Annotated in this window: 9 protein-coding genes and 1 tRNA gene; 4 read left to right on the top strand and 6 right to left on the bottom strand. The window is 38.2% G+C overall.

Translation table 11 applies throughout. From position 1 onward, the window contains the following. Window positions 1-10 precede the first annotated feature (10 nt). From ftsZ to B3C16_RS14290, 3 genes are all read left to right on the top strand, one after another. Complete coding sequence (gene ftsZ, locus B3C16_RS14280; RefSeq protein ID WP_121311804.1) at window positions 11-2,008, top strand: cell division protein FtsZ; 1,998 nt, start codon at window positions 11-13, stop codon at window positions 2,006-2,008. Window positions 2,009-2,277: 269 nt separating this feature from the next. After that, window positions 2,278-2,727 carry a GatB/YqeY domain-containing protein gene (locus tag B3C16_RS14285; RefSeq protein ID WP_291132811.1) on the top strand — a complete coding sequence of 150 codons (450 nt, stop codon included), beginning with the start codon at window positions 2,278-2,280 and terminating at the stop codon, window positions 2,725-2,727. A 21-nt stretch (window positions 2,728-2,748) separates the two neighbouring features. Further along, window positions 2,749-2,822 (top strand) — tRNA-Arg (locus B3C16_RS14290). A gap of 125 nt (window positions 2,823-2,947) precedes the next feature. On the opposite strand, the gene B3C16_RS14295 is transcribed toward B3C16_RS14290, so the two are convergent. Continuing rightward, window positions 2,948-3,445 (bottom strand): hypothetical protein, encoded by a 498-nt coding sequence (locus B3C16_RS14295; RefSeq protein ID WP_291132813.1) that lies wholly within the window; start codon window positions 3,443-3,445, stop codon window positions 2,948-2,950. A gap of 191 nt (window positions 3,446-3,636) precedes the next feature. Here B3C16_RS14295 and B3C16_RS14300 point away from each other — a divergent pair, with 191 nt between their 5' ends. Then, window positions 3,637-4,440 (top strand): zinc-dependent peptidase, encoded by an 804-nt coding sequence (locus tag B3C16_RS14300; protein ID WP_121311801.1) that lies wholly within the window; start codon window positions 3,637-3,639, stop codon window positions 4,438-4,440. A 3-nt stretch (window positions 4,441-4,443) separates the two neighbouring features. On the opposite strand, the gene B3C16_RS14305 is transcribed toward B3C16_RS14300, so the two are convergent. Genes B3C16_RS14305 through B3C16_RS14325 form a run of 5 tightly spaced genes read right to left on the bottom strand, consistent with a single transcriptional unit; the run spans window position 4,444 to window position 11,797 of the window. Further along, window positions 4,444-6,105: a sodium/sugar symporter gene (locus B3C16_RS14305; protein ID WP_121311800.1), complete on the bottom strand. Its 1,662-nt coding sequence runs from the start codon at window positions 6,103-6,105 to the stop codon at window positions 4,444-4,446. A gap of 10 nt (window positions 6,106-6,115) precedes the next feature. Next, entirely contained in the window at window positions 6,116-7,165 is a 1,050-nt protein-coding gene (locus B3C16_RS14310; RefSeq protein WP_291132816.1) for a UDP-glucose--hexose-1-phosphate uridylyltransferase, read from the bottom strand. Beyond that, the gene (galK, locus tag B3C16_RS14315; protein WP_291132818.1) at window positions 7,146-8,333 is read right to left on the bottom strand and encodes a galactokinase; all 1,188 of its coding nucleotides are present in this window, start codon (window positions 8,331-8,333) and stop codon (window positions 7,146-7,148) included. The genes B3C16_RS14310 and galK overlap by 20 nt, the downstream gene beginning before the upstream one ends. 19 nt (window positions 8,334-8,352) lie before the next feature. Then, window positions 8,353-10,779, bottom strand: a complete 2,427-nt coding sequence (gene galA / locus B3C16_RS14320) for a beta-galactosidase GalA (protein ID WP_121311797.1) — start codon at window positions 10,777-10,779, stop codon at window positions 8,353-8,355. 4 nt (window positions 10,780-10,783) lie between these two features. Further along, window positions 10,784-11,797: a glycoside hydrolase family 53 protein gene (locus B3C16_RS14325; RefSeq protein WP_291132821.1), complete on the bottom strand. Its 1,014-nt coding sequence runs from the start codon at window positions 11,795-11,797 to the stop codon at window positions 10,784-10,786. Window positions 11,798-11,799 lie beyond the last annotated feature (2 nt).

The raw sequence follows: 11,799 nt of genomic DNA on the forward strand, positions 1-11,799 counted from the left end.
CCAAAATAGTATGATAAGCAACTCAGAATTTGGAAGCATCTCATTTGATTTACCAAAGAATCAATCAAATGTGATCAAAGTAATCGGTGTTGGTGGCGGCGGAAGTAACGCTATCAATCACATGTTCAAACAGGGAATCAAAGGTGTAGATTTCATCGTTTGTAATACCGACTCACAAGCACTTCAAAACAGTCCGGTGCCGAATAAAATTCAGTTGGGTGTAAACTTAACCGAAGGACTTGGCGCAGGCGCAAATCCCGATGTAGGACAACAATCCGCATTAGAAAGTGTGGGCGACATTGAAAAAATGTTGGACAGCAATACCAAAATGGTCTTCATCACAGCCGGAATGGGCGGTGGGACAGGAACCGGTGCTGCTCCGGTAATCGCACAATTAGCGAAAGAAAGAGATATTCTAACCGTTGGTATCGTTACGATTCCTTTCCAGTTTGAAGGCAAAGTTCGTTCGGAACAAGCGTTGTTGGGTGTTGAGAAATTAAGAAAACAAGTAGATTCTTTGATTGTTATCAATAACAATAAATTGAGAGAAGTGTACGGAAACTTAGGTTTCAAAGCAGGTTTCTCTAAAGCTGATGAAGTGTTGGCTACTGCTTCTCGTGGTATCGCAGAAGTAATTACACACCACTACACACAAAATATCGATTTAAAAGACGCAAAAACCGTATTGGAAAATAGTGGAAGAGCCATCATGGGTTCTGCTACTGCTAATGGCGAAAATAGAGCAAAAGATGCTATAATTTCTGCCTTAGATTCTCCATTGTTAAATGATAATAAGATCTCCGGTGCCAAAAACGTATTGTTGCTTATCGTTTCTGGTAATAATGAAATCACCATTGATGAAATCGGAGAAATCAACGACCATATCCAATCGGAAGCCGGTCACAATGCCAATATCATCATGGGTGTTGGTGAAGACGAAACGTTAGGAGATTCAATTGCCGTAACTATCATTGCTACAGGTTTTAATCAAGAACAACAAAATGGACTTTTAAACATAGAAGCCAAGAAAATTGTTCATGCTTTAGAAGACGATCAAAAATTGGTGCGCGACTTAACCCAAAAAACGGTAGAAGTTTTCCAAACCAACACTGACTCGCCAACCCGAGGCGAAGCCGAATTGAACGGAGCTAAAGCGGAAGTAAAAGAAGAAAAAATCGTATTCGAATTAATCGAAGAAGAAGTTGAAACACCAACTGCTCCGACTGCTATTGATGATAACGAATTAATTGCAATGAATCAATTCATCCGCAACTTAGATGTGACTTTCGAAATCGTATCGCCTATCATGGACATCGATTACAAAGTAACAACACCAGAAGTACGTGAGATGAGAGTGGTTGAGCCACAAAATATCATTGAAGAAGAGCAAATCACTTTCACCTTCGATATGCCGGCTGCAACGCCAGTATTTGAGAGAGTAGAAGTTGTTGAAGCTGTTCAACCAGTAGAAGAAAGCCGAATTGTTTTCGACCTTTCTGACGCCAATGACATTGTGGTAAACGAGCCTGTACAGTTTGTTCCGGTAACGGAGTTGAACGAAGGTGGTGTGATTAAATATTCTTTGGAAGAATACATGGAGTTGGAAAACGACTTGCTAAACTCAAAACCGGTTGCTAAAATCGTTGAAGAGCCAATCGCTGAGGAATTAAACATCACCATGAAACCGGTTGCCGAAACCGAAAAACCACAAACAGCTTCAGTAAACTATTTTGACGATGCTTCTCCGGTAGAAATGACCATTGAAGAAACTTTGAAACACAGAGCTGATGAACGCAGAAGAAAATTAAAAGAGTTCAATTACAAATTCCACAACAATCCGTCAAGAATTGAGGAAATGGAAAAAGAACCAGCTTATAAAAGATTAGGGGTTGACCTGTCAAACAACGCCGGCAATACTTCAAATTCAAGAATGTCTTTGGGAACTGATAGTAACGACGATTTGCAAATCAGAACCAATAATTCCTTCTTGCACGATAATGTAGATTAGTCTGCCATTTTTCTAATCGGATGACCCGAAAATTGCTTTGCGATTTTCGGGTTATTTTTTTAACTTCGCAGTGCTTTTTGAGTAGTCCTGATTTTAATTGTGAGCGAAAGGTTCGGGCTGTTTCAGCTAACCATTTTCCTGCTTTCCGCAGTATCTCTTCGAGGATACTTGCTACAATCAGGGCTAAAGAGCCAATCATTTTTAGAGAAATCTAAGAAGTCTAACACACGAGCGTCAGCGAACTGACGCAGTAATCTAATAATCTAAATATGAGTTTAGAAACACAAATCATGGACGAAATGAAAAACGCCATGAGAGCCAAAGATACAGTCGCTTTAGAAGCGTTAAGAGCGATTAAATCGGGTATTATTTTAACCAAAACCGAAGCAGGTGCCAGCGAAACTTTATCTTCTGAAGACGAAATCAAATTATTGCAACGTTTGGTAAAACAAAGAAAAGACAGCGCTAATATTTATACTGAGCAAAATCGCGCCGACTTAGCTGAACCTGAATTAGCGCAAGTAGCCGTAATCGAAAAGTTCCTGCCGGCACAATTATCAGAAGCAGAAGTGGAAGCAATCGTTTCGAAAATCATCACTGAAGGTGGGCTTTCAGGTATGGCTTCCATGGGACAAGTTATGGGGAAAGCCTCAGCAGCCTTGGCCGGAAAAACGGATGGTAAAACCGTTTCGACTATCGTTAAAAAATTATTAACATAATATAGTCTAACTCTCTAAAATGGCTCCGTAGTTCAACTGGATAGAATATCAGATTTCGGCTCTGATGGTTGCAGGTTCGAACCCTGCCGGGGTCACACATAAATAGAATAGCCGATAAAATGTCCAAGTTTACTTGAGCATTTTATTGGCTGTTTTATTTTCAAAGCGGAGCTTTGTCTGGGAAGACGAAGTCAACCCTGCGTATTTTCAAAACGTAAATTTATAATTTGTTGAATAACTTATCAATTTGCTTTTGAGTTAACCATACTGTTGTTCCGCCTTCTTCGCCATTGTTATAACTTATCTTCATCTTCACGCTGGCAATATTCATGGCTTTTGTGAATTGAAGGCTCACTGTTTCATTGGGCAATTCAATCTTAATATCTTCTTTCGGTTGAGCTGTAAGACCATCTTTGATGACAGTATAAAATCCTTCTAAGGCATCATCAATATCTTTAAAGCTGAAGGTTTTGAATTCAGCTATTTGGGGCTTATTGTTATTCTGGTATTTAAAGGTAACTAAGTCACCAGTCTTCGTAATTTCTACGGTACTCAAAGTCGGTGTTCCCACCTTACCGATAAGAACTGGTTTTGCTTCAGTCTTGGCAACCTTTATTTGGGCGTTGGTTGCAAGGACAATAAATAGAAACGATAATAATAGTATCTTTTTACTCACAAGAGTTGATTTTTTTTGGTGTTCGTGAATCTTCGATTTCATAGTGTAGTAAGTTTTGATAAAAGTAAAAAAAAAATCTTATTTGTTGAAATAAGATTCTTTAGTGTTTCATTTTGTTACACGACAGCCGAATCAATCCAATATAAAATTTAAAGTATATTGTTCGGTAGAAACCCTTCGCGTTCATATTAAAAGCTAAAGAATTTCTTGAGCTTTTTTTATATCTTTAGCCAATGGGTATTCTTATTATGGTTTTTGTCTTAGGAGCAGGTTTCCTATATTCTTTCATGTTTATCATGAGTTTTTTGGATGATATTTCGATTGCTATTTTGAATCGACCGCTTTATGTTCATTTGTATATGAATACCAAAAAGATAAACGATGATGAGGAATTTTTCCTAAGGCAGAATTTTCCTTTCTACAGCAAACTTTCAGACAAGCACAAAGTATATTTTCACCACCGCTTGGCCTCTTTTAAGGAGAAATATGAATTTATTCCCAGAGAAGATATTGTAATTACAAGAGAAATGCAAACGCTGATTGCCGGAACTTATGTGATGCTGACTTTCGGAATGCGACGTTACTTGATTGATACTTTTGACAAAATAATAATCTATCCCGAAGAATATTATTCAAATAATACGGAACAATACCATAAAGGAGAATTCAATCCGAGAATGAAGGCGGTGGTTTTTTCATGGAAAGATTTTATTGCAGGATACGAAATCGATAATGACAATTTAAACTTAGGAATCCATGAGTTCTCTCATGTTATTCATCACCATAGTTTGCGAAGCGACGATGGTAGCTCGTTGGCTTTTCGAAAACAGCATAGTCGACTTCATAAAGAAGTAAATCATCCGCCTAACCGACAAAAATTAATAGATTCCGAGTACTTTCGAATTTATGCTTACACCAATCATTTTGAATTCATTTCAGTGATTATTGAGCATTATTTTGAAACACCTAATGAATTTAAGATGCAATTTCCGGAATTATTCCAACATGTCAGTAAAATGCTGAATCATAAACATTAATGGTTACCAAAACTTAGCATATAAAAACACCAAAATCAACATAATGGCAAAAGCACTAATATTAAAAGAAGCACTTGTTTTAAAAGTGTTTTTGTGCAATATGAAACCTTTCGAGTCATCCTCGCCTTTGTTTTGTATCCAACTTATAGCCATAATAATGAGTATAGTAATTAATGTGGTGTAACCCATTTGGTCTAAGAATGGAATGTTGGGAAATACCGATTCTAATGAAGTGCCATTAGCCCAACCTTTTGGCCCGACTTTGAAAAACATTGCCACCGGAATCGATAGTAGAGCACCCCAAATAGCTGCTTGGTTAGTGGTTCTCTTCCAAAATAATCCCAAAAGGAAAATGGCTAAGATGCCCGGACTGACTACTCCGGTATATTCTTGGATGAATTGAAATGCTTGGTTGATTCCGCCTAAAAGTGGCGCTACAATCGCTCCAATCGCCAAAGCTACCGCAGAAGTTATCCGCCCAACTTTAACCGTGTTCTTGTCATCAGAATTTTTGTTGATGTATTGTTTGTAAATATCCATGGTAAAAATAGTGGAAGTGGAATTCAACATAGAAGCAAGTGAAGAAACTATCGCCGCTGTTAAAGCTACAAAAGCCAATCCTTTTAAACCGGCAGGCAAAAATTGAATTAACCAAGGGTAAGCCTTGTCAGCAGCGCCATCACTCGGAATGTTTAACAAACCTTCGGTTCCCAATCGGGCTAACATCTCAGGATCATTAACAATCACAAAGGCGGCAATCCCCGGAATTACTACGATAAATGGGATGATTAACTTTAAGAAGGCGGCTAACACAATTCCTTTTTGTGCTTCTTTTAAAGATTTTGCTGCCAAAGCTCTCTGAATAATATATTGGTTAAAACCCCAATAATAAAGATTGGCAACCCAAAGTCCGCCAACTAAAACTCCAATTCCCGGAAGATTGATATATTGTGGATTTGATTCGTCCAATATCATGGAAAATTTTTGTGGTGCTTTGTCGTAGATGATGCCCAATCCATCTAACATTCCGTTTCCGTTAGAAACAGTATCTAAGGCTAAATAGGTGGTTGCCAATCCGCCAAAAATTAGAAAAATCACTTGTATGGCATCGGTCCAAGCAATGGAGGCCAAACCTCCGTAAATAGAATAAGCTGCCGCAAACAAGGATAATCCTAAAATCGCATAAAACATATCAACACCCATGATGGTATTCATAGCCAAAGCACCTAAATACAATACCGAAGTGATATTTACAAAGACATACAAAGCCACCCAAAATACGGCTAAAATGGTTTTTAAATTAGTGGAAAATCGCTTTTCAACAAACTCCGGAATGGTATACAATCCTTTCTCAATAAAAATAGGTAAAAAGAATTTTCCAACTATGATTAAAGTGATTGCAGCCATCCATTCGTAAGAAGCAATTGCCAAACCAACAGCATAACCAGAACCAGACATACCAATAAATTGTTCAGCCGATATGTTTGCAGCAATCAAAGAAGTTCCGATTGCCCACCATGGAAGAGATTTACTGGCTAAAAAATAATCCTCCGCATTTTTTTGATGTCCTTTTTTATCTCTCGACATCCAAAGACCAACGCCTAGGATTAAAAGTGCATAAGCGATAAATACGATATAGTCAATGGTTTCAAATCCTGTGTTCATATCTGGTTTTTTAGTGGTTTTGTTTGTAGTGAATGTTTGGTAAGTCTCTTAAAATTTTTGCACTTTGTTCCGGTGAAATATCGCGTTGTGCTTCGCCGAGCATTTCGTAGCCCACCATAAATTTCTTTACAGTCGCACTGCGTAATAATGGCGGATAAAAATGCATGTGAAAATGCCATTCGGGATGCGAAACCCTGTCGGTTGGCGCTTGGTGAATACCGGAAGAATAAGGAAAAGACATTTCAAAAAGATTGTCGTATTTCACCGTAATCCCTTTGATGATTTCGGCAAAAGCTCTAGTTTCTTCATTACTCATCGCGATGATATTGCCAAAATGCCTTTTGCTGATAATAATCGTTTCATACGGCCAAGTTGCCCAAAAAGGAATCAAAACTACAAAGTGCTCGTTCTCTAAAACGATGCGTTCCTGTTTTTTTAATTCTTGTTCTAAATAATCTTTAAGTAAACTAGTTCTGTTTTTTTCGTGATAGATACGAAGGTTTTTTTGTGTTTTTTCTACTTGTGTCGGTAAAGAAGATTGCGCCCAAATTTGTCCATGCGGATGCGGATTACTGCAACCCATAACGCTTCCTTTGTTTTCGAAAATTTGAACATAATTGATAAAATCGTGGCTGCCCAACTCGATGTATTGTGCTGCCCAGGTTTGGACTACTTTTTCAATAGCTTCGACTTCCATCTCGGGTAATGTCAGGTTGTGTTTGGGGGAAAAACAAACGACTTTATTAATGCCGCGTTCCGGTTTTAATTGGAACAAAGATTGATTTTTACTTTCAAAAATTACTTCTTCTTTTAACAAAGCTGAAAAGTCATTTTCAAAAACATAACAATCGGCGTAATCTGGATTTTGTACGCCATTGGCACGAACATTTCCGGCGCATAAATAGCAAGCTGCGTCGTGTTCAGGTCGATTGTCTTCATGAACGGTTTCTTTTTGGCCTTGCCAAGGACGCTTGGCGCGATGTGGTGAAACCAATATCCATTCGTCTAGCAAAGGATTGTATCTTCGGTGTGGATGTTCGTTATGGCTGAATTGTGTCATTTTCGGTTTTGTAAAGCGAGGTACCTTTTGATATTTTTACTTTGTAAGCTTTTAATTCGATGCCAAAAGCGTTGCGGTATTCGGCTGAAATTTTTTCGATGAGTTCTTTTTCTGAACCTTTTTCAATTAAATTAATAGAACAACCACCAAATCCGCCGCCCATCATTCTTGATCCTAAGACTGATTTTTTATGCTGAACCGCATCGACTAAAAAGTCAATTTCGTCACAACTTACTTCATAGTCTTTGGACAAACCTTCGTGGGTTTCCGACATTAATTGGCCTAATTTTTTAAAATCTGAATTCGCTAATGAATCTGCTGCATCTAAAACACGTTGGATTTCTTTGACCACAAAATGACAACGTCTGAAAATAACTTCTCCCAAAGTTGCTTTCAGTCTTAAAACCATGTCTTCCGTACAATCTCTGAAGGTGTTTACTTGTGGAAAATGTTGTTTTATAATCGCTAATCCTTGTTCCACTTCTTGTCTTCTGACATTGTAGCCCGAAGTCAAATGGGTGTGTTTTACATTGCTGTCCAATAAAAGTAACGAATATTTCTTGAAATCAGCTTTGTAATATTGATATTCCAAAGTATTGCAATCGAGTTTGATGACGCTGTTTTTTTTGCCAAAAACCGAGGCGAATTGGTCCATAATACCACAATTCACACCGACAAAAGTGTGTTCCGATTTTTGACCGATAAGTGCGATTTCTTCTTTGGTTAAACCCAAATTGAACAGTTTGTTCATTGCGTAACCAATACCACATTCTAAAGCGGCTGAGGAAGAAAGTCCCGCGCCCATTGGGATTGTGCTGCTGAATACGATGTTGAAACCTTTGGTCAAGCCTTTGCCTTTCAATTGGTGCAATACGCCTAAAATGTAGTTGACCCACATTTTGTCAATAGGTTTTAATAGGTCGTTTAAATCAAATTGGTAAGCTTCGTTTAAATCTTTGGCTACCAGTGTACATTCTGAATTGTTATTTTTTGAAATCGCAAAACAGATGTATTTATTGATAGCGGCGGGCATTACAAAACCATCATTGTAATCAACGTGTTCGCCAATGATATTGATTCTTCCCGGTGACAGGAAGATGGTTTCGGGTGTTTTTTGAAAGATCTTTTCAAAATGTTCCGTTGTATGTTGGATTAATTTCTTCTTCATGAATATTGAAACGAATTTTTTATTTAAGTGTGATTGTGACTGAAGCTGATTTTAAGCCGTTGGCTTTTGCTTCTAAAGTTACTTTCCCTGATGTTTTTCCAGCTAAAATGATTACTTGACATTTTCCGTTGAACGTACTTCTTTGCCAAGCGCCATCTCGGCATTTATCCGGTTCGTGAGAACTTGGATCACCATTGCCCACGCCAATGATTTTCGCATCTCCGGTAAGGTAAAATTTTACCATATTATCGGCAATAGGCACTTCGCGTCCTTTGTCATCCGTAATAGAAATGTTGACTACTGTAGCATCTTTTCCATCGGCGGTTAAAATGGTTTTGTCTGGTGTCAACACTACATTGTAGGCAGTTCCGGTGGTTTCTACTTTTGATGTTATTTTTTTACCTTTTTTGTAGCCAATGGCTTCCAGTGTTCCAGGTTCGTAATTGACTTGCCATTTCAAGTGGCTGTTTCTTGGCATTGTTTTTTTGCCTAAAGTTTTTCCGTTAAGAAATAATTCAACTTCCTCTGCATTTGAATTTACCCAAACATCGATTGGTTTACCCATTTTTTCCGGCCAGTTCCAATGAGGAGAAATGTGTAAAACATCTTCTTTTGTCCACCAACTTTTATAGTAGTAATAAATGTTTTTCGGGAAACCACAAACATCCATAATTCCGAAATGCGAACTGATATTTGGCCATTTATAAGGTGTTGGTTCCCCACGATAATCGAATCCTGTCCATACATAACCGCCAAGCCAAAAATCGTTTTCGGCGGCTAATTTCCACCAGGTTTCGGCTTTACTTGCCCACCATGGATGGGTAATGTCTTGATCGGGTACATAAGCTCTAATGCTGTCTTTTTCATAAATGCCACGAGTCGTTACCGTGCTTCCCATTTCGGTTCCGAGTAAAGGTTGGTTGGGATGATCACGATGGTAATCAGCTACAGCATATTCACGATAATTGAAACCGCGAATTGGAATTACTTCGTTTACTCCTTTGTAATCATTGGCCATATCAGCGGCATAAGTACTGGTTCTTGTTGGGTCTAAATCTTGTTGAATGGCTAAAAGGGTTTGTGCAATTTTTTTACCGTAGTCGTTGCCTTGAATGTTTTGTTCTTCATTTCCTATGGACCATAAAAATACGGAGGGATGATTTCTATCGCGTTTGATTAATCGTTTGAATTGGTCTACATATTCCGGACTACTATTTAACAAACGTTGCTCATCTATAACCAACATTCCTAAGCTATCACAAGCGTCCAAAAGTTCGGGAGTTGGTGCATTGTGGCTTGCTCTATAACTGTTTGAACCCATTTCTTTCAATAACTTTATGCGATAATATTGCATGTAATCGGGTAATGCGCTCCCAATTCCGGCGTGGTCTTGGTGGTTGTTGGTGCCTTGAATTTTGAGGTGTTTTCCGTTCAAGAAAAACCCTTTATTGGCATCGAATTTTACGGTTTTGATTCCGAAACGCGTTTTGGTTTGGTGTATAATTTGGTTTCCTGATTTTACCACTGAAATCACTCGGTACAAATAGGGATCTTCTAACGACCAAAGGCGAGCATTATTCAAATTTAATTTTTGTTTAACGGTTGTGTTTTTATGAATGCCCAAAGCAATTTTTTGCTCTGAAGTTTTGGCTAAAACTTTTCCGTTTCTATCAGTAATATAGGCGTAAACCGAACCGTTTAAAGTTTTTAAATTGTTGTTTTGAACGGTAGTTTCAATGTTTACTATTGCATTTTTTCCTTTTACTTCGGAATGTACAAAAATACCGTCTTCCGGGATAAAAACTTTATCGGTTATGTTTAACCAAACATGTCTGTAAATTCCGGCGCCTTCGTAGAACCAGCCTTCATATTGTGTGGCATCAACTCGAACAACCAATACATTATCGCCTTCAAAATTGATATAATCAGTTACATCATAAGAATTGCCAACGTAACCGCTAAAATTGGTGCCGACATAAAATCCGTTAATCCAAATTTCGGCATTTCTGTAAATTCCATCAAATTGAACTTCGAAGCGTTTGTTGCTTTTTGATTTATCTACTGTGAAATGTTTGCGATACCAACCAATACTAGTTTCTGTATAGATTCCGCCAACTGGTTTGTAACCATGACTGTCCATTTCTACTTGAGGAGAATTTACAAAAGGAAGTTCCACAACCCAATCGTGAGGAACGTTTACTGAAGTCCATGTAGTATCAACAAATTTGGGATTGACCACTGTGGTAGCAAAGACATTTGATTTATGCAACAAAGCAGTTTTACTGTAATCAAAATCTTTTTCCGGATTAGCGGAATGACCAAAATGGAACTTCCAATCTTCGTCAAGACTTATTTTTTCTTGTGCTTTTACAGTTGAAAAATTTAATATCAAACAAGAAATCGATAAGAATACTTTTCCTAAAGTAGGGGATAAAATATTTTTCATATTTTTAATTTTCTTTAAAAGCATCCAAAGCTGGTGAAGGTTTGCCATCCGCTTGCCAAGCACTTAAGGCGTAATGACTCCAGCTTCTGGCACCTTGTGGTTCCCAATATAGAACGCCAATTCCTTTGTTGTTTGGTACATTTTTTACGGCTTTAATGGTAGCTGCTAAAAGTTCGTAGGTGTTTTGCACTTTGTCATCTTCGCCACCAACTTCTACAATCATTACTTCTTTTCCGTAGCGTTTGGCCATATCGTTTAGGTTGAATTGTAAATCGGCTATGGTTTCACTATAATCTTTTTTAATCCAATACGGATAGTAAGACAATCCAATTACGTCATATCGCACTTTTTGTTCCGTAGCATTGTCGAAAAATTTTCTGAATTTGGCGTTGTTGTTTCCTTCATCGACATGCACAATTACTTTGATGTTTTTGTCAACGGCTTTGACAGCATCGTAGCCTTTGTTTAATAACTGTCCGAGTTGTTTCCAATTGTCTGTGCTGCCTTCCGGCCACATCATACCGCCGGGAATTTCGTTTCCGACTTGTACCCATTCCGGGGTAACACCGGCGACTTTTAGCGCATTGATAACGTCAAAAGTATGATTGTAAACATCGTTTAATAATTCAGGGAAAGAATGTTTTTCCCAAGCTTTTGGTTTGAATTGTTTCGCCGGATCAGCCCAAGAATCAGAGTAGTGGAAGTTAATCATAATTCGGAAGCCCATTTTTTGGGCGCGTAATGCCATAACTACCGTTTCTGCTGCACTGCAATGACCGCTGGCTTTGTCATCATTTGGATTCACCCAAACACGTAAGCGAATGGAGTTCATCCCACGGTCTTTTAGTAATTGAAGACAATCTTTTTCGCTGCCGTCGGAATCGTAGAATTTATAGCCTGTAGCTTCCATTTGCGGTAACCAACCTACATCGGCGCCTTTAGCAAAATTGTTGTCTTGAGAATTCACAGTCACTGTAAATAGTAATGTTACAGCTATGATTTGAAATATCATTTTCATAA

The organism is Flavobacterium sp. UBA7682 (genome assembly GCF_002482945.1).
Taxonomy (GTDB): Bacteria; Bacteroidota; Bacteroidia; order Flavobacteriales; family Flavobacteriaceae; genus Flavobacterium.